Origin of the sequence: Brevundimonas sp. (assembly GCF_003248455.1) — a bacterium.
In the GTDB taxonomy this organism is placed as follows: domain Bacteria; phylum Pseudomonadota; class Alphaproteobacteria; order Caulobacterales; family Caulobacteraceae; genus Brevundimonas.
The window spans coordinates 1-22,386 of sequence record NZ_QFNM01000032.1 but is presented as its reverse complement, the minus strand read 5'-3'; the positions used below and the strand labels follow the sequence as shown (position 1 = coordinate 22,386).

Sequence of the window (22,386 nt, the reverse complement as noted above, 5' to 3'; positions counted from 1 at the left end):
GTCAGGCGGCGGCCGCGAGCTTCGCCGGGTCGGCGTCCCACAGGATGCGGGCGGCGGGCTGGATTTCGGCGTCCGCCGTCCTCTGAGGGCGGCCCAGCAAATAGCCCTGGACTTCGTCGCAGCCCTGATCGCGCAGGAAACTGAGTTGGTCCAGCGTCTCCACCCCCTCGGCCAGGACCGGGATGTGCAGGCTTTCGCCCAGGGCCAGGACGGCGCGGATGATGGCGGCGGATTCCGGCCCCCCGTCCAGCTCGGACATGAAGGATCGGTCCAACTTGATCTTATCGAACGGAAAGGCCCGCAGGGTCGACAGCGAGGAATAGCCGGTGCCGAAGTCGTCCATCGCGATGGAGACGCCCAGCAGCTTCAGCTGACGCAGCACATGGGTCGTGCGATCCATGTCGGTGATCATGGCCGTCTCGGTGATCTCCAGCTCCAGCCGCGAGGGCGGCAGGCCGGTCTCGACCAGGACCTGATGCACCAGGCGCGGCAGGTCGACGTGGCCCAGTTGAACCGGCGACAGATTGACCGCGATCTTGTACGGCTCGGCCCAGCCGGCGGCCTCGGCGCAGGCGGTGCGCAGAACCCACTCCCCGATCGGCAGAATCAGGCCGTTCTCCTCGGCCAGGGGAATGAAGTCGGCCGGCGAGATGAAGGTCCCGTCCGGCTGGATCCAGCGCAGCAGAACCTCGTAGCCGGTGATGACGCCGGTATCGACGGCCGCCTGGATCTGCCAGTTCAGGCTGAACTGACCCTGCTCCAGGGCCTCGCGCATCTGCTGGGCCATGCGACGGCGGTTGCGCACCGCCTCGTCCATCTCCTCCTCGTAGAAGCAGACGTCTGTGGCCAGCGAACTCTTGGCCCGGTACATGGCCAGATCCGCATCGTTGATCAGGGCCGAGACATTGTCGGCGTCGTCGGGCCAGACGGCGACCCCGACGCTGAGGCCGCACGAAACCTCGGCATGCTCCAGCGTGACCGGGGCCGTGACGGCGGACCGCAGACGATCCACCAGGCCAAGGGCGCCCTCGCGTTCGTCCACCGTGACGACGGCGACGAATTCGTCCCCGCCCAGCCGGGCCACGAACTCGCCAGGCCTCAGAACGGCGCGCATCCGCTCGGCGATATGGATCAGCAACTGGTCGCCGGCGGCGTGGCCGTGAACGTCGTTGACCTCCTTGAACCGATCCAGGTCCATCGCCAGCAAGGCGACCTTGGCTTCGCCCAGCGGAGCGGCGGTCTGGCGCGTCAGCCATTCCAGGAAGGACGACCGATTGGGCAGGCCCGTCAGGCTGTCGTTGCGCGCCAGATGGGCGATGCGGCGTTCCTGGGCCAAACGGGTGCGCAGGTCGCGCACGGCGTAGATCATCAGATCGGTCTGGACCACGCCGCCGCCGTCGCGGCGGGCGGCGATCTCGACCGGAATCTCCAGCCCCCCAAGGCCGGTCAGCCGCGATTGCAGCAGGGAGCCGACGTGAAGATGGGCGGCGTCCGTCATCCAGCGGGCCAGGGGTTCGCCCACCAGTGCGCCGTGCTCGACCCCGACCAGATCGGCGAAGGCCGCGTTGGCGGCCAGGATAACCCCACCTTGTTCGACCACCATGCCGTCGACGCTGCTTTCCAGCAGATGCTCCAGACGGGCCTTGGCCTGGATGCGGAACTGCATGTCCAGGACATAGGTGGCGACGCCGGTGCCCAGCATCATCAGGCCGACGGCGGCGACCGCGAAGGCCAGGACGACATTGGCGCTGTCGGCGCCGACGTGATCGGCCGCGCCCCCCAGGGGGATCACCGTCATGGCGGCCATGCCGGTGAAATGCAGCGCCACGATGCCCAGAACCATCAGGACGACCGGCGCAGCCTTGCCGGAGCGACGGGCCCGGTTGAAGGCCAGGCCGCCGAAGACGACGGCGCCGACGATGGAGGCCGCGACATAGGCCGGCGACCAATGGATGACCGCATCGGTCGCGAATCCGGCCATGCCGGTATAGTGCATCGCCACCACCGTCAGGCCGAACAGGACGCCGCCCAGTTCGGCGGACCACCGCATGGCCCGCGAAGCGGCCCACAGGGCCAGGCCGCTGCCGGCCATGGCGACGCCCAGGGAGAGGCCCGTCAGCAGGGGTTCGTAGCTGATATCCGTTCCCGGCTGATAGGCGATCATGGCCACGAAATGGGTGCACCAGATCGTCGCCCCCGTGGCCACGGCGCCCATGAAGGACCAAGCCAGGCGCGTACCCTTTTCGGCCGCGCCAAGGCGGCGAAACAGCCTGAAGGTGATGATGGAGCCGATAAGGCAGAGGACGGCGGCGAGCCCGACCAGCCAGAGGTTATGGTCGTCGGTCAGGCAGGTGAAGAAACGCATGAAGGCCACAAAACCGGAAGGAAACAGCCTGGTCGGATAGCTGACGAACTTTAACCAGACGCGCCCTAACAGGCTTAACGAAACCCTAGGCGCTCAGGATCGCGGCAGTTGGTAGGGGTTGTTGACGCTGACCGGCGCGCCGGGCGTCAGGCCCAGTTCCTGGAACGACCACTTCAGCTCCACGCCCTGCTCCAGGTCCTGGCGGCATTTGTCCTCGTCGATGCGGCGCAGGGTGATGACCGCCTGGCCGTTCTGAAGACTGACGATGGGGATCAGGTCGTCCTTCTTGGTGCAGCCGTTCGATGAGACCCAGAAGATGGCCTCGTTGTTGGTGAAGGTCGCGGCGTGGATCGATTCCAGCTGGCCCGGCATGCCGCGCGTGGAGACGGTCGGCTCGGACGTGGCGCAGCCGGACAGGGCCGCGGCGCAAGCCAGGGCGACGATGGCGAAACGTTCGACGATGGAGCCGTTCAACCGACGACCTCCCCAGATCTCCAAGCCCTGTCGGACCGAGAGTGCCCCTGTTCGCCGGCGAAGGGAACAGGGTGAAAGACGAAAGGGCCCCGGACATGTCCAGGGCCCTTCCAACCGGCTTTCAAGAAGCCGGATTACGAAGCGTAGTATTCGACGACCAGGTTCGGTTCCATCTTCACGGCGTACGGCACGTCCGACAGTTCCGGCACGCGGACGTAGCGAACCGAGAACGAGCGATCCGACAGTTCCAGGTAGTCCGGCACGTCGCGTTCCGACGACTGCTGGGCTTCCAGCACCAGGGCCATGTTGCGCGACTTTTCCTTCACGGTGACGACGTCGTCCGGCTTCACGCGATAGGAGGCGATGTCGACCTTTTTGCCGTTGACCAGCACGTGGCCGTGGCTGACGAACTGGCGGGCGGCCCAGACGGTGGGCACGAACTTGGCGCGGTAGACGATGGCGTCCAGACGCGATTCCAACAGGCCGATCAGGTTTTCCGAGGTGTTGCCCTTGCGGCGGGCGGCCTCGTCATAGGTCTTGGCGAACTGCTTCTCGGTGATGTTGCCGTAGTAGCCCTTCAGCTTCTGCTTGGCCTTCAGTTGCAGACCGAAGTCCGAAACCTTGGACTTGCGGCGCTGGCCGTGCTGGCCGGGACCGTAAGAACGCTTGTTGACCGGCGACTTGGCGCGGCCCCACAGGTTTTCACCCATGGCCCGGTCGATCTTGTACTTGGCGCTGTGGCGCTTAGACATTCTGTTCTCTTTTCGACGATGCGGCCCGGCATCCCCTGGATTGGGAATGCGATCTCAACGGCGGTCCACGCATCTTCCGTCATGCCGCGCCCGTCCGGCGGACCGTCAGGCGTGGAAGGCGGCGCTTATGGCCAGACGCGACGCCGGAGTCAAGGCGCGCGGCCCGTTAAGCACGATGGGATGGAACGAAGGCCGCGCCGCGTCCTTCTTTCAATCGACCCAACCAACCCCTGCATCTGGACAAGGAGGAGTGGAATGCATCGCGAAGACAAAAGCTTTCAGACCGGCCTGTCCGACCAGGGCTTCGAGACGCTGAAGCGCCGGCTGGTCGATCTGGTCGAACCGCTGACCGACGGCCAGCTGCTGGAGCTGGCCGACGGCATCCACGAAATGCTGCGCCAGCGTCGCAGCGTTCGTCGGCGCCACGCCGAACGGATGCAGGATCGCCTGCCGCCCGGCGTGGACCTGCGCGTCTGATCCCTAGTTCGCGGCGGACCGCGTGGATTGGGCTTCCGAGATGAACATGGCCCGGCCCTCGCGCGTCTGAATCTTGCCCAGGCCCGGGAAGGGGAAGTGGTAGGCGTAGATGTGGGCTCCCGAGTTGCGCAACGCCGTCACCTCGTCCAGCCGCGCCTTCTCGCCGGCCGCCTGATCGTCGTCATAGCCGACGCGCCAGTCGGGATGTTCAACCGACAGGATCCAGTGGTGCATCAGGTCGCCGGTGTAGAGCAGTTGGTTCTGGCCGTCCGCGATCAGATAGGCGACATGGCCCGGCGTGTGGCCGGCGGTGTCCTGGGCCGTCACGCCTGGCGCGACCTCTCCGCCCGGCTGGAAGGCCTGGACCTTGGGCGTCGCGATCCGCACCAGATCGGCCATTTCGGGCTTGGCGCGGATGGAGGCCCACTCGGCCTGGGACATCCGAATGGCGGCGTTGGGGAAGGCCAGGCGCCCGTTGGCGACCAGGCCGCCGATATGATCGGGATGGCCGTGCGAGATCAGCACGTCGGTGACGGCGGCCGGATCGACCCCGGCGGCCCGGAGGCTCTGCATCAGCTGGCCCTCGCCCCCGCCCAGGCCGGTGTCGAACAGCATCGTCCGGTCGCCGTTGCGAACCAGCAGCGGATGGATCTCCAGCATGATCGGATCGGCGGGCTGGCCGGCGGCGGTCAGGGGGGCCGCGACCGCCTGGGGCGTCAGGCCGACGCCGAACACCTTGTTGTCGTTCGGCACGGGGTTCTGTCCGTCGAACAGGGCGATGGCGTCCAGGGCGCCGATCTTGAAGCGATAGACCGGCTTCTCGGCCGGGGCGGCGACCGTCTGCGTCGGGTTGGGCGGGGCCGGTTCGCCCGATTTCCGCTGTTCCGCCGGCTGGCAGGCCGCAAGCGCCAGGCCGGCCAGGGCCGCGCCGGTCATCGTCATCCGCATCTGATCGTCTCCGTTTGCAGCAGTGGAATCGAAAACGCCCGCCGGAGGTTCCGGCGGGCGTGGTGTCTCTCGATCTCGACCGGGCCTTATTTGGCGGCGGCGTAGAGTTCGTTGACCTTGTTCCAGTTCACCACCGACCAGAAGGCCTTCAGGTAATCGACCCGGCGGTTCTGGTACTTCAGATAATAGGCGTGCTCCCAGACGTCGGCGGCCAGGAGGACGGCGCCCTTCTCGTCGGCCACGTCCATCAGCGGATTGTCCTGGTTCGGGGTCGAAGTGACCTTCAGCTTGCCGTCCTGAAGAATCAGCCAGGCCCAGCCCGAGCCGAACTGACCGGCGCCGGCGGCGTCGAAGTCGGCCTTGAACTTGTCCAGCCCGCCCAGGTCGCTGTCGATGGCGGCCAGCAGTTCGGCCGAGGGCTCGCCGGCCTGGTCGGCGGGGGCCAGCAGCTCCCAGAACAGGCTGTGGTTCCAGTGGCCGCCGCCGTTGTTGCGCACGGCCTTGGGCGCCTTGGAGATGTCGGCGAAGAGGTCTTCAAGCGACTTGCCCTGCAGCGAGGGGTCGGCGTCGATGGCCTTGTTCAGATTGTCGACATAGGTCTGGTGATGCTTGTCGTGGTGGAAGGTCATCGTCTCCTTGTCGATGGCCGGTTCCAGGGCGTCGTAGGCATACGGCAGGGGCGGCAGGGTGAAGGCCATGGGAGGTTCCTCTCGCGACAGATTCTGATGGGACGGAGATAGGCGCCCCTTCGGCAAACCCAAGCGCCGGCGCCCGGATTCGTTCCGACTTATCGGCCTGGAACGGTCAAGCTGGCAAGTTCGCCTTCAGACAGTCGCGCACCGCCCGCTTCAGATCGCCCGGCGCATTGGGCTCGTCCACGCCCTCGGCCGCGAACACCGCGCGCACGGCGGCGTCCAAGCCCCCCGGCAAGGCGGCGATCACGCGCTTGCGGCCCTTTTCGTGCAGGCAGAAGCCCACCTCGCGGCACAGGGCGGAAAACAGGGGTTCGTAGGGATCGGCCGTGGTCATGGGGCCGCCCTTAGCACCGCCGACGGCTCAGGTCTTCAACCGGCTGGCGTGAAAGGCGATGTGGTCGGCGATGAAGCTGGCCATGAAGAAATAGGAGTGGTCGTAGCCGGGCTGCATCCGCAGGGTGATCGTCTGGCCCGCGGCGTCGGCGGCGGCCTGCAGCAGTTCAGGCTTCAACTGGTCGGCCAGGAAACTGTCGGCGTCGCCCTGGTCCACCAGAATGTCGTCATACACGCCGCGCGCGGCGCCCGAAGCCAGCAGCAGCGCGGCGTCGTGTTCGGCCCATGCGGCCCGGTCCGGGCCAAGATAGGCGGCGAACGCCTTTTCGCCCCACGGACAGCGGGTCGGCGAACCGATCGGGGCGAAGGCGGAGACGGACTTGAACAGATCGGGGTGACGCAGCGCCAGGGTCAGGGCGCCGTGTCCGCCCATCGAATGGCCCGAGACGGCGCGAGCGCCAGTGGTCGGGAACGCCCTGTCGATCAGGGCGATCAACTCGTCCGCGACATAGGATTCCATGCGGAAATGCGGCGCCCAGGGCTGTTCCGTCGCATCGACATAGAAGCCGGCGCCCTGGCCGAGATCATAGGCGGGATCGTCGGCGACGCCTTCTCCGCGCGGCGAGGTGTCGGGCGCCACGACGACGAGGCCATGCTCGGCGGCGGCCCGGTAGGCGCCGGCCTTGGTGGTGAAATTGTCCTCGGTGCAGGTCAGGCCCGACAGCCAGATCAGCACGGGAAACGGCCCCTCTCCGGGCGGCGTGAACACCGACAGCGTCATGGGCGTGCCGGTCACGGCGCTGTCGTGCTTCATATAGCGCAGCGTCCCGCCGTGGACGACGTGGGTCTTGGTGGTTTGAAGGGTCATGTATTCTTGCCGATCAGAAGGGTCTCGACGCCAATTTCGCGGCTCTTTTCGGCCAGGCGTCGATCAGCCGTCACCAAGGGCGCATCGCCGTCACGCGCCAAGACAAGATAGAGGCAGTCGTAAACAGGGTGGTCGATTCGACCCGAAAGCCTTTGCGCCCGCTCAAGCAAGCGTTCATCGGGGACGAGGTCCATCACATCTTCGAGGACGGCCACGCCCTCCACAGCGGCGTCCAGCGGCACAGCCCCAAGCCGCACATATTTCCACAGGGCATTGGCCACCTCGGTCTGGATCAGACGAGGCGCAGACGCCTCATAACGTTCGCGTGCGGCCAAGGCCGGCGGAGCCAGATCATCGTCCGCGACCAGCCACTTGACCGCAACGCTGGCGTCAAAGACGGCGATGGTCATCGATCCCGATCTTCGCGGATCATCGCCGTCGTATCCAAGACCACGCCGCGCGTACTCTCGCGGATACGTGCGGCCGCCCGCTCGAACCGCTCCTCGGCGAGTTGGACCTCGCGCGCCGCCATGTCCCTGAACTTCTGCTCCAGGGAAATGTTCTGCGCCTTCGCCATCACCTTGAGACGGGCGACGATGCGGTCGTCGAGATCACGTACGAGAACCTGAGCCATGAGGAAATGATAGCACAGCGCTATCATCGCACCAAGAGGCTACCCCGCCCGATGCATGGCGCAGATCTTGTTGCCCGAGGGGTCGCGCAGATAGGCCAGGATCATGGGGCCGAACGGACCCTGGCGCTCGCCCGGCGGGTCTTCGATGGCGCGGCCGCCGGCGGCGACGCCGGCGTCGTGGAAGGCCTGGACCATTTCGGGCGTCTTGGCGTGAAAGCCGATTGTGCCGCCGTTGGCGTGGCAGGCGGGTTCGCCGTCGATGGGCGCGCCGACGGCGAAGGCGCCCAGGCGGGTGCGCCACCAATATCGCCCTAGAGGATCAGGTCCCGAAGCAGGCTCCACGCCCAGCGCACCCAGGGCCGCATCATAGAATTTGCGCGACGCCTCGATATCGTTGGCGCCGACGACGACGTGGGTGAACATGGCCATCCTCCTTGTGAGGCGGACACGATAGCCATGTCAGTTTTCTTTGGCAACGAACCGTTAGAACACTACAACCGAACGGATGCTTTCGCCCGCGTGCATCAGGTCGAAGGCCTGGTTGATGTCTTCCAGGCCGAAGGTGTGGGTGATCATCGGATCGATCTCGATCTTGCCGTCCATGTACCAGTCGACGATCCGGGGCGTGTCGGTGCGGCCGCGCGCGCCGCCGAAGGCCGAGCCGCGCCAGACCCGGCCCGTGACCAGCTGGAACGGGCGGGTGGCGATCTCCTTGCCGGATTCGGCGACGCCGATGACGACGCTTTCCCCCCAGCCCCTATGGCAGGCCTCCAGCGCCTGGCGCATGACGACGGTGTTGCCGGTGCAGTCGAAGGTGTAGTCCGCGCCGCCGCCGGTCATCTCGACCAGATGGGCCACCACGTCCGACACGTCCTTGGGGTTGACGAAATGCGTCATGCCAAAGCGGCGGCCCCATTCTTCCTTGTCGGGATTGATGTCCACGCCGACGATCATGTCGGCGCCGACCATCTTCAGCCCCTGGATGACGTTCAGGCCGATGCCGCCCAGGCCGAAGACGACGCAGTTGGCGCCCGGCTCCACCTTGGCCGTGTTGACCACGGCGCCGACGCCCGTGGTCACGCCGCAGCCGACGTAGCAGGCCTTGTCGAACGGCGCGTCCTTCCTGATCTTGGCCACCGCGATCTCGGGCAGGACGGTGAAGTTCGAGAAGGTGGAGCAGCCCATATAGTGGGCGATGGCCTGACCCTTGTAGCTGAAGCGGCTGGTGCCGTCAGGCATGACGCCCTTGCCCTGGGTGCCGCGAATGGCGGTGCACAGATTGGTCTTGCGCGACAGGCACGACTTACATTGGCGGCATTCCGGCGTGTACAGCGGGATGACGTGATCGCCGACCGCGACCGAGGTGACGCCCGGCCCGACCTCGACCACCACGCCCGCGCCCTCGTGCCCCAGGATCGAGGGGAAGAGGCCCTCGCTGTCCAGGCCGTCCAGCGTATAGGCGTCGGTGTGGCAGACGCCGGTGGCCTTGATCTCGATCAGCACCTCGCCGGCGCGCGGCCCGTCCAGATCGACCTCGACGATCTCCAGCGGCTTCTTGGCCTCGAAGGCGACGGCGGCGCGGGTTTTCATGGCGGGGGCTCCTTGTCTTTGCGCCTGTTTGTCATGAGCGGCGCCGGGAAAGCCAGCCCGCGCTGGAGACCACGACGATTTTTTGGAGTCACAGCGTCAGGATCGGCAGGGTCGCGATGCACGACAGACTTGAATCCTGCACCCGCGACAATAGTCTGGCCCGGCAAAGAAGAGACTTTACCATGCTGGCTGGGTTCCTCGTGGCCGCCTTGAGTTTGGCCGATCTTTCCGCCGCCGCCGAGGCGGCGCTTCGTCCCTTGACCGAGGCCATTGCGAACGCACGCGCCAGGCAGGCGGCCGTGCCCGACAATTCCACGCCTCGCGAACAGCTGGAGTTGGTGCTGGCCCTCGATCAGGAGCCCCTGAAGGCGATGCACAGCGTCGATCTCTCCGCCCTTTCGGAGGCGGATCGACGCGCCGCCCATGCTGAGGCCGAAGCGCGGCTCGATGCTGTCAGTGAGGAGACCGTCGCCACCGTTCTGTCACTGGTTCCGGCCGAAGGCTGGTTCTCCACCGCCATCTACGGCCAAGAGGCGGCGACAGGCGCCTTCCTCGTTATCCAGCACGCCGACACCGCATTGCAGAAAAGGTTTCTGCCCGCATTGGAGGCGATGGCGGACCGGGGCGAGGCGCCGAAGTGGCAGTATGCGATGATGTATGACCGCATCGCCGTCGCAGAGAACCGTCCGCAACGCTACGGCACGCAGATGCAATGCGTCGAAGGGCGTATGATCCCAGCGCTCACTGAAGACCCTGAGACGCTCGAACTGCGTCGCGCACCCATGGGATTCCGTTGGCCAGACTATAACGCCTATCTGGCGAACTTCGGCGCTTGCTGAACGCCAGACAGGTCAGGCAGATAATCGCGCCATGAACCTCGTCGTCCTGACCGGCGCCGGCATATCGGCCGAGAGCGGCGTGCCGACGTTTCGGGCGTCGGACGGGCTTTGGTGCGGGCGCCGCGTCGAGGATGTGGCGACGCCGGAGGGCTATGCGGCCGATCCGGCCCTGGTTCAGGACTTCTACAATCAGCGGCGGCGGCAGCTGGCCCAGGTCCGGCCCAACGCCGCGCACCGGGCTCTGGCCGAGCTGGCGGCGCGGTGGGCGGGCGGTTTCCTGCTGGTGACGCAGAACGTCGACGATCTGCACGACCGGGCGCATGCGCAGACGCCGCCGGCCGCCGGCTTCGAACTGATCCACATGCACGGCGAGCTGCTGAAGGCGCGCTGCACCCGATCGGGCGTGGTGACGGACTGGGCGGGCGACATGACGGCGGATCAGCCGTCGCCCCACCATCCAGACGGCGTCATGCGGCCGCACATCGTCTGGTTCGGGGAGACGCCGCTGCAGATGGAGCGGATCGAGAGGGCTCTGGCGGCCTGCGATCTGTTCGTGTCGATCGGCACGTCGGGCGCGGTCTATCCGGCGGCGGGGTTCGTCCAGGCGGCGCGCCATTCGGGGGCGCGGACGGTGGAGATCAATCTGCAGCCGACGTCGGGCGCGCGCCTGTTCGACGAAGGCGTTTACGGGCCGGCGACGCAGGCCGTGCCGGCCTTCTTCGACACGCTGTAGTCACGAAAACGGCGGCCGCTGCGAGGGCGGCCGCCGTTCCGGTGTTCAAGGTCGAGGCGGCTTAGGCCAGGACGACGATGGTCACGCGGCGGTTCTGCGAACGGCCTTCGGGCGTGTCGTTCGAGGCCACCGGCTGTTCCTGGCCATAGGAGATGGTCGCCATCCGGTTCAGGGCGACGCCCTGGCGGTTCAGGAAGCGACGCACGGCCTCGGCCCGCTGCTGGCCCAGCTCGTCGTTGTGCTGGGGCGTGCCGGTCGAGTCGGTATAGCCCTGGATTTCCAGATAGACGTTGCGGTTCTCGCTTCGCAGGCGCTGGGCGAACTGGGCCAGGCGTTGCTCGGCCTCGGGCGACAGGGCCGCCGCGTCCGTGGGGAATTTCACGGAATCGTCGGACAGCACGACCTGATAGAGGAACTTGCCCTCGGCCAGCTTGTGGGCGTCGTTGGCCCGCTGCAGAGCCTGAGCCGCCGTGCCTTCGACGCCGGTCACGCGGTTGTCGACGACTTGGACCTGATCGCGCACGAAACGATGGCTGGCGCAGCCGCTGGCCGCCAGGCCGAGGGCGATGAGGGCGCCGCCGACGACCGCCGTCCTGAGTTTCGATCTGCTCAAGTTCTGTCTCCTTCTAGCCGGGGGCGCCACGCCCAGTTTCATGCGCCGGATGAAAATGGCGTAGGCTGAAAGGCGGAGTAATGGCGCGTGTTGGGCGGGAAGATGTCAGCTTGACCATAGGGGACATCGCCGAATCCGCGGATTTTCGTCAGGTCTTGGAACCGCCGGGCGAGATGCGGCGTTGGTCCGCCGACGGCACGGCCGGAGGGCGGCCTGTCTGATCTCAGCGAAATCTGAAACGCCGTGCGGTTGTATTTACGCGACGCCTCTTTCCTGACGCGCCTGGATGTTTTCAACGACCCGTCGTGATTTTTTACAGGCGTTTCGTCGCCATGACCATGCGAACGGGCAGGCGCCCCTCATCACGGATCGGCGATTGAGGGCGCCGCGCGCACGGCGATGGGCCTTGGCGGCGACCCCGATCCTGGCGGCGCATCTGGGGCTGGCGCTGCTGATGACCGCGCGCGTGACGCCGGCCCCGGACGACCTCTCCCCGCTTATCGTCAGGGTGGAGCTGGTCGCGCCGCCGCCGCCCCCGCCGCCTCCCCCGGCCAGGATCATCGCTCCCGACCCGTCGCCCGAGCCGGACGCGCCGGCCGCCGCCGTCTCCGCGGCGACGCCTGCTCCCGCACCCCAGCGTCGTCCGCCCGCGGCGGCGGCGGCGCGGCCGCGACCGACCCTGTCCAAACGCCAGCCCGAGGTCGAGCCGCTGCGCGTAGCCCCCGCTCCGCCCGGCCCGGCCCTGCCCCTGCTGGGACCGGCCGAGATCGCCGGAGCCGTGACGGTCGGCGCCGGGCCGGGCGGCGGGAGCGGTCCTGGCGGGGGCGGCGGATCGGGCGGGATCGGCGCGGGCCCCGGTTCGGGCGGCGGCTCCTGCGACATGGTCCGCTGGGTCCAGGACGCGGTGCGCGACGACCAGGCGGTGCGCCGCGCCGTGATCGAGGCCGCCCAGGCGATGAACGCCTCGGGCCGCGCGATCCTGGTCTGGAACGGCGACTGGCTGCAGAGCCGCAATCAGTCGGGCAAGGGCCTGGCCGGGGTGCGCCAGGCCATCGCCCTGGAGGTCGCCTTCGCCCCGGCCGAATGCAAGGCCCAGCGCATGACCGGCCTGGCGGTGCTGAAGCTGGAGGACCGATCCGGCGGGGCGCAACTGGCCCTGGGCAAGGGCAGTTGGAAATGGTCGGACCTGCTGGGGGCGGGATGAGCCGACGCCTTGCCGTTCGTACGAACCGCTCACGCCTTGCTCACTCGCACCTCTCGCTCACCCTCCGCCTCAGGCCCTCGGCCCGAGCAGGATGATCCCCGCGCCGACGATACAGACCAGACCGCCCAGCACATCCCACCGATCCGGCGCCGTCTTCTCGATCAGGGCCATCCAGACCAGGGAGGCGCAGATATAGACCCCGCCATAGGCCGCGAAGGCCCGGCCCGCCGCCGCGCTGGGGACCAGGGTCAGCAGCCAGGCGAAGGCGATCAGGCACAGGACGCCCGGCGCCAGCCACAGCGGCGAGCGATCCAGCTTCAGCCAAGCCCAGAAGGCGAAACAGCCGCCGATCTCGGCCAGGGCGGCCAGGGGGTAGATCAGCATAGGCTTCATGGGCGGACGCCATACCAGTCGGCGGCCAGATCGAGCCATTGCGGATTTGCGGCTTCGATCAGCGCCAGCTTCCAGGACCGTCGCCACTTCTTCAGCGCCTTTTCACGCACGATCGCCTCGATCATGGTTTCATGCTGCTCGTACCAAACCAGGGTCTTGCAACCATGCTCTGAAGCGAACCCCGGCGTGGCGCCAGTGCGATGCCGCCATGTCCGCTGCATCAGATCGCTGGTGACGCCAGTATAGATCGTGCCGTTGCGAAAGTTCGCCATGATATACACTGCGATGACGGCGTCCGCTTTCATGTACAGAACATGAGCATGCGGACCGAAGCTGCACAATAGACGTCACTCCGGGGCCGCGCAGCGGAACCCGGAGCCCAGGGCGGCCCCACGTTCGATGATGCAGTCCTGGGTTCCGGGTTCTTCGCTGCGCGAAGCCCCGGAAGGACGATCAATCTGTTTTTTTCGCCGCCCGTTCGGCCGCCATCCTGGCCAGCACCCGGCCGCGGCCGCGCGACAGGGCGTGGATGGCGCCGCGCAGGGTGGCGACCTCCTGCTCCGAAAAGGCGGCGCGGCCCAGCATGACGCGCAGGTTCTGGCTCATCGACCGCTTCTTCTCGGGCGGGAAGAAGAAGCCGCCGTTCTCCAGCTCCTGCTCCAGGTGTTCGTACATCCCGATCAGCAGCGCGTTCGACGCGGGCGGCTCGGCTTCGCGAAAGCGCGGCGGCGGGGCGTCCAGGATCAGGGTGCGCCATTCATAGGCGTTGATCGCCACCGCCTGGGCCAGGTTCAGCGAGTGGTGTTTAGGGTCGATCGGAATGGTGACGATGCCGGCGCACAGGGCGATGTCGGTCGTCTCCAGCCCGGCCCGTTCGCCGCCGAACAAGAGGCCGGTCTTCAGGCCCGAGGCGGTGTCGTCATAGAGGACGCGACCGGCTTCGCGCGGGGTGCGGACGGGCTGGCGCGTCTCGCGCGGGCGGGCGGTGGTGGCGAAGACGGTGTTCAGGTCGGCGATGGCCTCGGCCACGGTCGAGAACACCCGCACCCCGTCCAGCACCCAGTCGGCGCCGGATGCGGTGGCCCAGGCCCGCTCCTGGGGCCAGCCGTCGCGGGGGCTGACCAGGCGCAGGTCCGACAGGCCGAAGTTGGCCATCACCCGCGCCACGGCGCCGATGTTCTCGGCCATCTGCGACTTGTCGAGGATGACGGCGGGGGGGATCAGGTCGGGCATCGGCGCTGCTATAGGCGAGGCGTGCTAGTGAGCAAGGGGTGAGCCGAGGCGTCGATACGCGCACGACCCGCTCACCCCTCGCTCACTAGCACTATTCACCCCCACCGCTCACCAAAGCCGAAATCAGTCCTCGCCCACCATGGCGATCCAGGGGTCGGCGGTTCCGGCCTCGACCTCGGCGACCTTGACGGCGGGCCAGCCGATGGAGGCGCTGGCCGAGGCGGTCCAGGCGGTGACGATGAAGTCGCGCAGTTCGGCCGCGCCCGCCGCCAGCCGTTCGTTGACGAAGGCCGCGCCGCGCGGGTCGCTGTCACGGAACCCCCCGGCCTTTTCCAACCGATAGAAGGGGATCACCGCGCCCAGCGTCGTCTTCAGATAGGCGACGGTGCGCGCCTTGGGATCGAAGCCGTCCAGCTGGGCGGCAGGCATGGCGGCCTCGACGGCGTCCAGACGGGCGACGCGGCCGGTGAACTCGCCCTCGAACAGGGCGTGGGTCTGGCGCGAGTTGGTGAAGCCTTCCGGGTTCGGGAAGTCGCCCCAGCCGTTGTAGTGGATGCTGGCGTGGTGCGGCTGCGATCCGTCGCCGACATAGTGGCCCATCACGCCGATGTCGCGCAGGATCAGGGCCTCGCGGCGAAGCCGGTCGGCGCGGTACCAGGCCTGGCGCTCCATATTGGTCTCGCGCTTCTCGGCGGCGTTCAGCACGCGCCAATAGGCGAAGTCGCGGGCCAGCTGCTGCCAGCCGTCGATCATGGCGTAGGGCAGGTAGCCGGCGTCGTCGACGTCCAGCCCGGCCTTGGTCAGAGCGGCGTCGTATTCCGATTTCAGGCGCGGCAGGTCGTCGATGCTCATGCCGCGCTGGTCGTAGACGCGGCCCTGGTCGTCCAGGTCGATGAAGTGGGCGGTGTCGCGTTCGCGGTCGTGGGGCTGGCCGGCGCCCTTCCAGCGATCCGGCTCGCGCGCCAGTTCGCCGACGTCGGCGACGGCGTCGGGGGTGCGCAGGAAGCCGGGCAGGTCGTCGGGCAGGGCCCGCATCGCCGCCACCCCGATCAGGCGGTGGCCGGTGTTGCCCCAGGCCGTGACGGTGACGGCGGGCGCGGCGACGGCGAGCGCGGCCAGGGCGGCGATGGCGAGACGTTTCATGGCGGCGACCTCGGAGAGTGAGACGGTGCGCCCTAAGAGCATGATCGGGAGTAGGTGAACAGTGCTGGCGAGCAAGGGGCGAGCCGAGGGATCGACATTCGTGCGAACGCTCACCTCTCGCTCACCACCGCTGTTCACCTTTGCGTCCTCTCAGTCTCCAACCGACTCGCGCTCGACCGGTGCCGGCGGGCCGGCCTCGTCCTCGTTCAGCAGGCGGCCTTCGCGGCGGGGCTTGATGTAGGGGGCGGGCTGGGGCGTGGGCAGATTGCCGCGCATCAGCTGGCGGCCGGCGGTGGCGCCGCCGGTCAGTTGCAGATCCAGGCGGGCGTCGTCGCGGCGGCGCACATCGCCGATGGTCTCGGCCGCCTCGTGCTCGTCCAGGCCCAGTTCGATCAGGGCGCGCTCGCCGAACTTCAGGGCGGATTCGAAGGTCTCGCGGATCTGGTAGTCGACCCCCGCCTGGATCAGCCGGATCGAATGGCCCCGGTCGAAGGCGCGGGCCATGATGCGGGTGGTCGGAAACTCGGACTTGACCAGTTCGACGATGCGGTCGGCGGCCTCGGGCTTGTCGACGCAGACCAGGACGATCTCGGCCTGCTCGGCGCCGGAGGCCCTCAGCGTGTCCAGCCGCGTGCCGTCGCCGTAATAGACCTTGAACCCGAACTGGGAGGCGGCCTGGATCATCTCCACGTCGTTCTCGATGATCGACACGTCCACGTCGCGGGCCAGCAACGGCTGGGACACCACCTGGGCGAAGCGGCCGAAGCCGATGATCAGCACCTGCCCGCGTAGGTCCTTGGCGAAATCGACGCCGTCCGCATCCTCGGCGGACACGACGGGCTTGGGCAGGAGGCGCGCGATCAGCAGCGAGGTCAGCGGCGTCAGCGCCATCGACAGGATGACCACCGCCGACATCATCGCCCCGATGCGCGCGTCGAACAGGCCCGCCGCGACGGCCGCGCCGTACAGGACGAAGGCGAACTCGCCCCCTTGCGCGAACAGGCCCGCGCGCTCGACCGCCTCGTGGCGCGAGGCCTTGAACAGGCGCGCCACCGCATAGATGCCCACACCCTTGACCAGCATGAAGGCCACGACGCCGCCGATCACCAGACGCCAGTCGGCGACGACCACCGACAGGTCCAGCGACATGCCCACCGACAGGAAGAACAGGCCCAGAAGGATGGCGCGGAACGGCTCGACATCGGCCTCGAGCTGGTGGCGGAAGGTCGATTCCGACAAGAGGACCCCCGCCAGGAAGGCGCCCATGGCCATCGACAGGCCGCCAAGCGACATGGCCCAGGCGGCGCCGACCACGACCAGCAGGGCCGCCGCCGTCATCACCTCGCGTCCGCCATAACGCGCCAACAGGCGGAAGATCGGATTGACCGCATAGCGGCCCGCCAGCAGCACCCCGCCGACCGCCGCGACGGCGAAGCCGATGGTCCGCCATAGCGGCGGCGCATGTTCGGTCGCCTGTCCCGTCACAGAGGCCAGGACGGCGACAATGGCCAGGAGCGGCACGATGGCCAGGTCTTCCAAGAGCAGGATCGAGACGGCGCGTTGGCCCGGCCCGCCCGCGATCTCGCCGCGCTCCTCCAGCATCTGCATGATGACGGCGGTGGAGGACAGGACGAAGCCCATGGCGCCGACGAAGGCCACGGGCGCGGAAAAGCCCGCCAGCATGGCCGTCAGGGTCAGGATCAGGCCGCAGAACAGCACCTGGGCCGCGCCCAGGCCGAAGATTTCCTTTCGCAGGCCCCACAGCCGCTTTGGCCGCATCTCCAGCCCGATGATGAACAGGAAGATGACCACGCCGAACTCGGCGACGTGCAGGATGGTCTCGGGCTCCCGAAACAGTTTCAGCCCGAACGGGCCGATGGCCAGCCCCGCCGCCAGATAGCCCAGCACCGACCCCAGTCCGACGCGCTTGAACACCGGCACGGCGATGACGCCCGCCGCCAGCAGGGCCGCCGCCGCGCCCAGATCCAGTCCCGCCGTCGCCTCGGCCATCGCGTCCCCTCAAGCTTGATTTCCTATTGTGGGGCGCGCGCGGCGCGATTGCGAGGGACGCCAAAGACACGGCGACGGATCCGGCGACGCCTGGCGTCCTCGGCGCCACAGTTTCGCCCCAGGACCACAGATCACTGTTGTCGAACAAGCAACCGGAGGATGCCATGTCGCGCCTGCCCAGGATCGCCGCCCTGTCGCTGCTCGGCGTCTCGCTCGCCGCCCCGCCCGCCGCCCTTCCGACGGGCGCTCTGGCCCAGCCGATGGACGGCGAGGCGACGCCCGCCGCCTGCCGCCCGCTGGGGTTCGAATTGGCGCCGGCCGCCACGCCGCCGGTGCTTAGGCCCGCCCGCGTCGCGCCGCCCCCTGTCGCCATAGCGCCGGGCCGCAAAGAAGACCGTGTCGAGTACAACGGCCCGCCCGTCGCCATACCGGGCCCGCCGACACCGCCTGCGCCGCCGCCTCCCCCGCCCCCGCCGCCTCCGGCCCCGCCAGCGCCGCCGCGCGCTGCGATGGCGGGGAACGTGGTCGTCACCGGCTCTCGGGTTTCAGCCATCACGCTGGCGCCCGCGCCCGTCGATACCGAACGCTATCCCGACGCGACGCCCAATCCGGTGAAGCGGACCAGCGATCAGCCGATCTCGACCTTCTCCATCGACGTGGACACGGCCTCCTATTCCAATGTGCGGCGCTTCATCGACGAGGGCCGCGCGCCGCCCAGGGACGCGGTGCGGGTCGAGGAGCTGATCAACGCCTTCGACTACGACTACGCCCGGCCGACCAGCCAGACCCGCCCATTCGCGATCACAACCGCGGTCGCCGCGTCGCCTTGGGCTGAAGGGCGTCAGATCGTGCACATCGGGCTTCAGGGCTACGAGTTGCCGGCGGATCGGCGACGGCCGCTGAACCTGACCTTCCTGGTCGATGTCTCCGGCTCGATGCGGTCGGCCGACAAGCTGGACCTGGCCAAGAAGGCGATGAACCTGGCCATCGACCGGCTGCGGCCCCAGGACACCCTGGCCGTCACCTATTACGCCGAGGGCGCAGGCACGACCCTGGCGCCCACGCCGGGGGGCCAGAAGCTGAAGATGCGCTGCGCCGTGGCCAGCCTGCGCGCCTCGGGCGGCACGGCGGGGGCGGCCGGCATGACCAACGCCTATGACCAGGCCCAGGCCAGCTTCGCCCGCGACAAGGTCAACCGCATCCTGATGTTCACCGACGGCGACTTCAACGTGGGCGTGACCGACGACAAACGGCTGGAGGACTATGTCGCCGACAAGCGCGGCACGGGAATCTATCTGTCGGTCTATGGCTTCGGGCGCGGCAATTATCAGGACGCGCGGATGCAGACCATCGCCCAGGCGGGCAATGGGGTCGCGGCCTATGTCGGGGACCTGAGGGACGCGCGCCGCCTGTTCGGCCCGGCGTTCGACAAGGGCGCCTTCCCCATCGCCGACGACGTCAAGATCCAGGTCGAGTTCAACCCCGCCCGCGTCGCCGAATGGCGGCTGATCGGCTACGAGACCCGGTTGCTGAACGAAGAGGATTTCACCAACGACCGGGTGGACGCCGGCGAGGTCGGATCGGGCGCCAGCGTCACGGCCCTGTACGAAATCGCCCCCGTCGGCGGCCCGACGCAGATCCCCGAAAGGCGTTATCCCGACAACCGCATCGGGGTGGGCGGCGGCGATCCGAACGGCGAGATCGGCTTCATCCAGGTGCGCTACAAACGACCGGGCCAGAGCCGGTCCGAACTGATCCAGCAACCCCTGGCCAACCGCGCCGCCTCCCCCGTCGGCGCCCAGCCGCCCGAGGCCACGCGCTGGGCCATCGCGGTCGCCGCCTTCGGCCAGAAGCTGCGGGGCGATCCCTGGATGGCCGCCGACTACGGCTGGGACCGGATCGTCGATCAGGCGCAAGGGGCCAGGGGCGAAGACCCCTATGGCGACCGGGCCGAGTTCGTCCAGCTGGTGCGGGCGGCCGCGAGCCTGCCGTCGCCCGGGACGCCCTGACCGGAACCGCCACGCTCGCGGCGGGTTTTCAGCGCGACCTTCACCTCAAAGGAAACCCGCCATGAAGATTCGCGACGTGATGACCAAGGACGTTCACCTGGCCCGTCCCGGCGACACGATCCAGGACGTCGCCGGCCGCATGGCCAGGGGCGGCTTCGGCTTCGTGCCCGTGGCGGACGGCGACCAGCTGATCGGCACGATCACCGACCGCGACATCGTCGTGCGCGCCCTGGCGACCGGCGCCGCCCCCAGCGCGACGGTGGTGGAGTTCATCACCCGCGACGCCCAGACGGTGCTGGACACCGACGATCTGAAGGTGGTGCTGGACCTGATGGGATCCAAGCAGATCCGCCGCGCGCCGGTCGTGGACAAGCACGGCCGCGTGGTCGGCGTGGTGTCGCTGGGCGACCTGTCGACGCGGGTGAAGGAGAAGTACGCCGGCGAGACGCTGGAAAGCATCTCGCGTTAAGCTCTGCGTAACCGCGCCCCGACACCGGGCGTCAAGGATCGTCGTTCATCCTGTCCGTTCAGTCGGAGACGGTCATGGCGCGCGCGCAGTTCCAGAAGGGTCAGAAGGTCTGGGTCGAATGCGTCGGCGCCTGGGCCTTCGTCGAACAGGTCCAGCCGGTCTGGGCCAAGGGGTTCGACGAGCCCGTGCGCGTCACCTATGACGTCGGCCTGGGGCGCGAATTCACGGCCGCCGAATTGAGGCTGGCCGCCGACGATCCGACGACGGACCAGGCCCTGGGCGACTGGCGCGTGCTGCGGGCGCGCAACAAGTGGCAGCAGCCCGAGGATTGCCTGCATCATCCCCAGCCGGGCAGCTATCCGGTGGTGGTGACGGACCGGGCGGACTGGGGCGGCTGGCGCGTGCCGGGGGCGGAATACGACCGCGACCCTTGGCGGATCGAGCGCCAGGCCAGGCTGATCGCCGCCGCGCCGAAGCTGATGCAGGTCGCCCAGGCCCTGGCGGACCTGGTGGCGGAAAACCCCGAGGACGCCCCGCCCCCCGTCCTGGCCTTGGCGCGCCAGGCCCGCGATGTCCTGCAAGGGGTGAACCGGGTGCTGGAACCCGCGCCCGAACGCCTGCCCGCCCCCGCCGTTCCGGCCTGAAATCCGGCGAAAACGGCCCGCGAAGGGTCGACACGAATCCGCGACGCAGCCTAGATTCCCCTTCTCAGCGGATTGGCCGGGAGGGGCGAGCGTGCGCGACGCGGAGCGGCGGGAACAGGGGCCGGGGCGACGCGCCTCGGACCGCGCCCCGGGCGCGCCGGCCTGGCTGCGCATCGCCGTCCTGGCGCTGGCCCTGCTATCGACGGGCTATGTGCTTCTGGCGTCTCGGGAAATCACCCGACCGACGCGCGAGGCGGGGCGGCTGGCGGCCGAGAACCTGGCGCTGAGCGCCCAGCTTGCGGCCAGCCGGACCCAGGGCCTGCTCCAGGTGGCCGACGCCGGCCTGGCTGCGGGCGCCGGCGCCCTGGCCGCGGGCCGCACCCCCGCCGAGGCGGTCGAGGCCGCGCGCCGCGCCGCGCCGCAGGTCGGCTTCGCCCTGGTCGGGCCCGGCGAGGCCGTCGCGGCCAGCGTCGGCGACGGCGCCATGACGGCCGGATCGACGACGACGCCCGCCGGCCGTCTGGAGGCGCGCATCGACCCGCCGCTGGGCGACGCCCAGGGGATGCGGATCGTCTCGCCCGCCGGCGTCGTCCTGGCCTCTCCGCGCGCCGCCGAGATCGGCCAGCCGATCCGCGCCCTGATCGGCGCGGACGCCGCCCTGCTGGAAAGCCTGAGCACGCCCGCGCCCCTGTCGATCGCGGGCCGGGACCGGCTGGCGGCGGCGGCCCGGGCGGGGGCGGACGGTCCCTATGTCGTGGCGGTGTCGAACGATGCGCCCGCGGCCCTGACGGACGACGCCTGGCTGATCGGCGCGCCCCTGCTGCTGGGCCTGGGGGTGGTGGGCCTGTTCGCCTTCCACACCCTGCGGCGCAACCGCCAGCACCGCGAGCGCGTGGCCACCGAAAAGCGGTTCCGCATCGCCGTGGAGGCCGCGCGGTGCGGGGTGTGGGAATGGGACCTGGCCAGGAACGAAGTCTCCCTGTCCGACTATATGGCCACCCTGTTGGGCTTCCAGCGCGGCGGGGTCGCCACGGCCGACGAGGTGATCGCCCGCGTCCATCCCCGCTTCCACGAGGATTTTCGCCACGCCCTGCGCCAGGCGGCGACCTATGGCGCCTTCGAGATCACCTTCCCCGTGCCGGGCGCGAACGGGCGCACGCGCTGGATCGACGCGCGGGGCCAGGCGCGGGGGCCGCGCGGCGACGCCGGCTTCACCGCCATTCTGGGCGTGGCGCTGGACATCACCGAGGCCCGGCGCGCCCGCGCCGCCGCCCAGGCCGCCGAGAGCCGGCTGCGCGACGGGGTGGAGAGCATTTCCGAGGCCTTCGTCCTGTTCGACCGCCAGGGGCGGCTGATCCTGTGGAACCAGGCGTTCGAGGACGCCTTCGGTTTCGACCACGGGGTGGTGCGGCGCGGGGCGATGAAGGACGAGTTGAACCGCATCGCCGGCCTGGCGATCAAGGCGGAGCATCCGGCGGCCGGAGGACGGGCGGGCCTGCGCGAGGTCGAACTGCACGACGGGCGCTGGCTGCAGCTGTCCGAACGGTTCACCTCCGAGGGGGGTTCGGTCGTCACCGCCGCCGACATCACCGCCATCAAGCGCCAGGAGGCCGAGCGCCGCCGCGCCGCCGACGACCTGCGCGCCACGGTCGACCAGCTGGAATCCAGCCAGGAGAAGCTGTCGCTTCTGGCCCGCAAATACGAGGTCGCCATGACCCGGGCCGAGGCCGCCAACCAGGCCAAGTCCGAATTCCTGGCCAATATGAGCCACGAACTGCGCACGCCGCTGAACGCCATCAACGGCTTTTCGGAGATCATGGCCAGCGAGCTGTTCGGGCCGCTGAACGAGAAGTACAAGGGCTACGCCGCCGACATCCTGAAGTCGGGCCAGCATCTGCTCAGCCTGATCAACGACATCCTGGACATGGCCAAGATCGAGGCCGGCAAGATGACCCTGCAC

At 68.6% G+C, this 22,386-nt stretch carries 25 protein-coding genes; 8 read left to right on the top strand and 17 right to left on the bottom strand.

The genetic code is table 11. The annotated features are described in order from the left end of the window. Window position 1: 1 nt before the first annotated feature. The 3 genes from DI624_RS12450 to rpsD all read right to left on the bottom strand — a co-directional run bounded on the left by DI624_RS12450 (window position 2) and on the right by rpsD (window position 3,591). Window positions 2-2,365: an EAL domain-containing protein gene (locus DI624_RS12450; RefSeq protein ID WP_291538987.1), complete on the bottom strand. Its 2,364-nt coding sequence runs from the start codon at window positions 2,363-2,365 to the stop codon at window positions 2-4. 93 nt (window positions 2,366-2,458) lie between these two features. After that, window positions 2,459-2,839 (bottom strand): hypothetical protein, encoded by a 381-nt coding sequence (locus DI624_RS12445; protein ID WP_291538985.1) that lies wholly within the window; start codon window positions 2,837-2,839, stop codon window positions 2,459-2,461. Window positions 2,840-2,973: 134 nt separating this feature from the next. Then, window positions 2,974-3,591 carry a 30S ribosomal protein S4 gene (gene rpsD, locus DI624_RS12440; RefSeq protein ID WP_291538984.1) on the bottom strand — a complete coding sequence of 206 codons (618 nt, stop codon included), beginning with the start codon at window positions 3,589-3,591 and terminating at the stop codon, window positions 2,974-2,976. Between the two features lie 255 nt (window positions 3,592-3,846). On the opposite strand from rpsD, the gene DI624_RS12435 reads away from it, so the two are divergent. Further along, the gene (locus DI624_RS12435; protein ID WP_291538983.1) at window positions 3,847-4,068 is read left to right on the top strand and encodes a hypothetical protein; all 222 of its coding nucleotides are present in this window, start codon (window positions 3,847-3,849) and stop codon (window positions 4,066-4,068) included. Window positions 4,069-4,071: 3 nt separating this feature from the next. Here DI624_RS12435 and DI624_RS12430 read toward each other — a convergent pair whose 3' ends face one another. The 8 genes from DI624_RS12430 to DI624_RS12395 all read right to left on the bottom strand — a co-directional run bounded on the left by DI624_RS12430 (window position 4,072) and on the right by DI624_RS12395 (window position 9,136). After that, window positions 4,072-5,016, bottom strand: a complete 945-nt coding sequence (locus DI624_RS12430) for an MBL fold metallo-hydrolase (protein ID WP_291538981.1) — start codon at window positions 5,014-5,016, stop codon at window positions 4,072-4,074. 86 nt (window positions 5,017-5,102) lie between these two features. Next, on the bottom strand, window positions 5,103-5,714 hold the full coding sequence (locus tag DI624_RS12425; RefSeq protein WP_291538978.1) for a superoxide dismutase: 612 nt from the start codon (window positions 5,712-5,714) through the stop codon (window positions 5,103-5,105). A 106-nt stretch (window positions 5,715-5,820) separates the two neighbouring features. After that, window positions 5,821-6,045 carry a hypothetical protein gene (locus DI624_RS12420; protein WP_291538976.1) on the bottom strand — a complete coding sequence of 75 codons (225 nt, stop codon included), beginning with the start codon at window positions 6,043-6,045 and terminating at the stop codon, window positions 5,821-5,823. 27 nt (window positions 6,046-6,072) lie between these two features. After that, window positions 6,073-6,912, bottom strand: a complete 840-nt coding sequence (gene fghA / locus DI624_RS12415; protein ID WP_291538973.1) for an S-formylglutathione hydrolase — start codon at window positions 6,910-6,912, stop codon at window positions 6,073-6,075. Then, on the bottom strand, window positions 6,909-7,322 hold the full coding sequence (locus DI624_RS12410; protein WP_291538970.1) for a type II toxin-antitoxin system VapC family toxin: 414 nt from the start codon (window positions 7,320-7,322) through the stop codon (window positions 6,909-6,911). Before DI624_RS12410 ends, fghA begins: the two co-directional genes overlap by 4 nt. Further along, window positions 7,319-7,546, bottom strand: coding sequence for a hypothetical protein (locus tag DI624_RS12405; protein WP_291538969.1), 228 nt, complete (start codon window positions 7,544-7,546; stop codon window positions 7,319-7,321). The genes DI624_RS12410 and DI624_RS12405 overlap by 4 nt, the downstream gene beginning before the upstream one ends. A 39-nt stretch (window positions 7,547-7,585) precedes the next feature. Next, on the bottom strand, window positions 7,586-7,969 hold the full coding sequence (locus DI624_RS12400; RefSeq protein ID WP_291538967.1) for a VOC family protein: 384 nt from the start codon (window positions 7,967-7,969) through the stop codon (window positions 7,586-7,588). Window positions 7,970-8,029: 60 nt separating this feature from the next. Then, a complete protein-coding gene (locus tag DI624_RS12395) occupies window positions 8,030-9,136 on the bottom strand; it encodes an S-(hydroxymethyl)glutathione dehydrogenase/class III alcohol dehydrogenase (protein ID WP_291538965.1) in 1,107 nt (368 codons plus the stop codon). 116 nt (window positions 9,137-9,252) lie between these two features. Here DI624_RS12395 and DI624_RS12390 point away from each other — a divergent pair, with 116 nt between their 5' ends. Together DI624_RS12390 and DI624_RS12385 are read left to right on the top strand one after the other, a co-directional pair. Further along, window positions 9,253-9,975 (top strand): DUF6624 domain-containing protein, encoded by a 723-nt coding sequence (locus DI624_RS12390; protein ID WP_291538964.1) that lies wholly within the window; start codon window positions 9,253-9,255, stop codon window positions 9,973-9,975. A gap of 31 nt (window positions 9,976-10,006) precedes the next feature. After that, window positions 10,007-10,708 (top strand): NAD-dependent deacylase, encoded by a 702-nt coding sequence (locus DI624_RS12385; RefSeq protein WP_291538962.1) that lies wholly within the window; start codon window positions 10,007-10,009, stop codon window positions 10,706-10,708. Window positions 10,709-10,769: 61 nt separating this feature from the next. Here DI624_RS12385 and DI624_RS12380 read toward each other — a convergent pair whose 3' ends face one another. Then, the gene (locus tag DI624_RS12380) at window positions 10,770-11,321 is read right to left on the bottom strand and encodes an OmpA family protein (protein WP_291538959.1); all 552 of its coding nucleotides are present in this window, start codon (window positions 11,319-11,321) and stop codon (window positions 10,770-10,772) included. Between the two features lie 406 nt (window positions 11,322-11,727). Here DI624_RS12380 and DI624_RS12375 point away from each other — a divergent pair, with 406 nt between their 5' ends. Beyond that, on the top strand, window positions 11,728-12,525 hold the full coding sequence (locus DI624_RS12375) for a hypothetical protein (RefSeq protein WP_291538957.1): 798 nt from the start codon (window positions 11,728-11,730) through the stop codon (window positions 12,523-12,525). Between the two features lie 69 nt (window positions 12,526-12,594). On the opposite strand, the gene DI624_RS12370 is transcribed toward DI624_RS12375, so the two are convergent. The 5 genes from DI624_RS12370 to DI624_RS12350 form a co-directional block, all read right to left on the bottom strand. After that, the gene (locus DI624_RS12370; RefSeq protein WP_291538954.1) at window positions 12,595-12,918 is read right to left on the bottom strand and encodes a YnfA family protein; all 324 of its coding nucleotides are present in this window, start codon (window positions 12,916-12,918) and stop codon (window positions 12,595-12,597) included. Continuing rightward, window positions 12,915-13,223 (bottom strand): GIY-YIG nuclease family protein, encoded by a 309-nt coding sequence (locus DI624_RS12365; RefSeq protein ID WP_291538951.1) that lies wholly within the window; start codon window positions 13,221-13,223, stop codon window positions 12,915-12,917. Before DI624_RS12365 ends, DI624_RS12370 begins: the two co-directional genes overlap by 4 nt. Window positions 13,224-13,371: 148 nt before the next feature. After that, window positions 13,372-14,151 carry an RNA methyltransferase gene (locus DI624_RS12360; RefSeq protein WP_291538948.1) on the bottom strand — a complete coding sequence of 260 codons (780 nt, stop codon included), beginning with the start codon at window positions 14,149-14,151 and terminating at the stop codon, window positions 13,372-13,374. Window positions 14,152-14,274: 123 nt separating this feature from the next. Then, the gene (locus DI624_RS12355; protein ID WP_291538945.1) at window positions 14,275-15,294 is read right to left on the bottom strand and encodes a S1/P1 Nuclease; all 1,020 of its coding nucleotides are present in this window, start codon (window positions 15,292-15,294) and stop codon (window positions 14,275-14,277) included. 150 nt (window positions 15,295-15,444) lie between these two features. Then, window positions 15,445-17,304 carry a monovalent cation:proton antiporter-2 (CPA2) family protein gene (locus DI624_RS12350; RefSeq protein WP_291538943.1) on the bottom strand — a complete coding sequence of 620 codons (1,860 nt, stop codon included), beginning with the start codon at window positions 17,302-17,304 and terminating at the stop codon, window positions 15,445-15,447. Window positions 17,305-17,468: 164 nt separating this feature from the next. Between DI624_RS12350 and DI624_RS12345 the strand changes: the two genes are divergently transcribed. The 4 genes from DI624_RS12345 to DI624_RS12330 form a co-directional block, all read left to right on the top strand. After that, on the top strand, window positions 17,469-19,313 hold the full coding sequence (locus DI624_RS12345) for a von Willebrand factor type A domain-containing protein (protein ID WP_291538940.1): 1,845 nt from the start codon (window positions 17,469-17,471) through the stop codon (window positions 19,311-19,313). A 61-nt stretch (window positions 19,314-19,374) separates the two neighbouring features. After that, complete coding sequence (locus DI624_RS12340; RefSeq protein ID WP_291538937.1) at window positions 19,375-19,782, top strand: CBS domain-containing protein; 408 nt, start codon at window positions 19,375-19,377, stop codon at window positions 19,780-19,782. Between the two features lie 74 nt (window positions 19,783-19,856). Beyond that, the gene (locus tag DI624_RS12335; protein ID WP_291538934.1) at window positions 19,857-20,426 is read left to right on the top strand and encodes a hypothetical protein; all 570 of its coding nucleotides are present in this window, start codon (window positions 19,857-19,859) and stop codon (window positions 20,424-20,426) included. Window positions 20,427-20,517: 91 nt separating this feature from the next. Then, a partial coding sequence (locus tag DI624_RS12330) for a histidine kinase dimerization/phospho-acceptor domain-containing protein (protein WP_291538931.1) occupies window positions 20,518-22,386 on the top strand: 1,869 nt, incomplete at its 3' end.

Excerpts from the sequence above, each read along its gene's own strand:
- DI624_RS12345 (WP_291538940.1), top strand. The coding sequence starts at position 17,469 with ATGTCGCGCCTGCCCAGGATCGCCGCCCTGTCGCTGCTCGGCGTCTCG.
- DI624_RS12400 (WP_291538967.1), bottom strand. The coding sequence starts at position 7,969 with ATGTTCACCCACGTCGTCGTCGGCGCCAACGATATCGAGGCGTCGCGC.
- DI624_RS12390 (WP_291538964.1), top strand. The coding sequence starts at position 9,253 with ATGCACGACAGACTTGAATCCTGCACCCGCGACAATAGTCTGGCCCGG.
- fghA (WP_291538973.1), bottom strand. The coding sequence starts at position 6,912 with ATGACCCTTCAAACCACCAAGACCCACGTCGTCCACGGCGGGACGCTG.
- DI624_RS12360 (WP_291538948.1), bottom strand. The coding sequence starts at position 14,151 with ATGCCCGACCTGATCCCCCCCGCCGTCATCCTCGACAAGTCGCAGATG.
- DI624_RS12370 (WP_291538954.1), bottom strand. The coding sequence starts at position 12,918 with ATGAAGCCTATGCTGATCTACCCCCTGGCCGCCCTGGCCGAGATCGGC.
- DI624_RS12435 (WP_291538983.1), top strand. The coding sequence starts at position 3,847 with ATGCATCGCGAAGACAAAAGCTTTCAGACCGGCCTGTCCGACCAGGGC.
- DI624_RS12405 (WP_291538969.1), bottom strand. The coding sequence starts at position 7,546 with ATGGCTCAGGTTCTCGTACGTGATCTCGACGACCGCATCGTCGCCCGT.
- DI624_RS12350 (WP_291538943.1), bottom strand. The coding sequence starts at position 17,304 with ATGGCCGAGGCGACGGCGGGACTGGATCTGGGCGCGGCGGCGGCCCTG.
- DI624_RS12425 (WP_291538978.1), bottom strand. The coding sequence starts at position 5,714 with ATGGCCTTCACCCTGCCGCCCCTGCCGTATGCCTACGACGCCCTGGAA.
- DI624_RS12355 (WP_291538945.1), bottom strand. The coding sequence starts at position 15,294 with ATGAAACGTCTCGCCATCGCCGCCCTGGCCGCGCTCGCCGTCGCCGCG.
- DI624_RS12410 (WP_291538970.1), bottom strand. The coding sequence starts at position 7,322 with ATGACCATCGCCGTCTTTGACGCCAGCGTTGCGGTCAAGTGGCTGGTC.
- DI624_RS12365 (WP_291538951.1), bottom strand. The coding sequence starts at position 13,223 with ATGAAAGCGGACGCCGTCATCGCAGTGTATATCATGGCGAACTTTCGC.
- DI624_RS12335 (WP_291538934.1), top strand. The coding sequence starts at position 19,857 with ATGGCGCGCGCGCAGTTCCAGAAGGGTCAGAAGGTCTGGGTCGAATGC.
- DI624_RS12340 (WP_291538937.1), top strand. The coding sequence starts at position 19,375 with ATGAAGATTCGCGACGTGATGACCAAGGACGTTCACCTGGCCCGTCCC.
- DI624_RS12395 (WP_291538965.1), bottom strand. The coding sequence starts at position 9,136 with ATGAAAACCCGCGCCGCCGTCGCCTTCGAGGCCAAGAAGCCGCTGGAG.
- DI624_RS12430 (WP_291538981.1), bottom strand. The coding sequence starts at position 5,016 with ATGCGGATGACGATGACCGGCGCGGCCCTGGCCGGCCTGGCGCTTGCG.
- DI624_RS12450 (WP_291538987.1), bottom strand. The coding sequence starts at position 2,365 with ATGCGTTTCTTCACCTGCCTGACCGACGACCATAACCTCTGGCTGGTC.
- DI624_RS12385 (WP_291538962.1), top strand. The coding sequence starts at position 10,007 with ATGAACCTCGTCGTCCTGACCGGCGCCGGCATATCGGCCGAGAGCGGC.
- DI624_RS12420 (WP_291538976.1), bottom strand. The coding sequence starts at position 6,045 with ATGACCACGGCCGATCCCTACGAACCCCTGTTTTCCGCCCTGTGCCGC.
- rpsD (WP_291538984.1), bottom strand. The coding sequence starts at position 3,591 with ATGTCTAAGCGCCACAGCGCCAAGTACAAGATCGACCGGGCCATGGGT.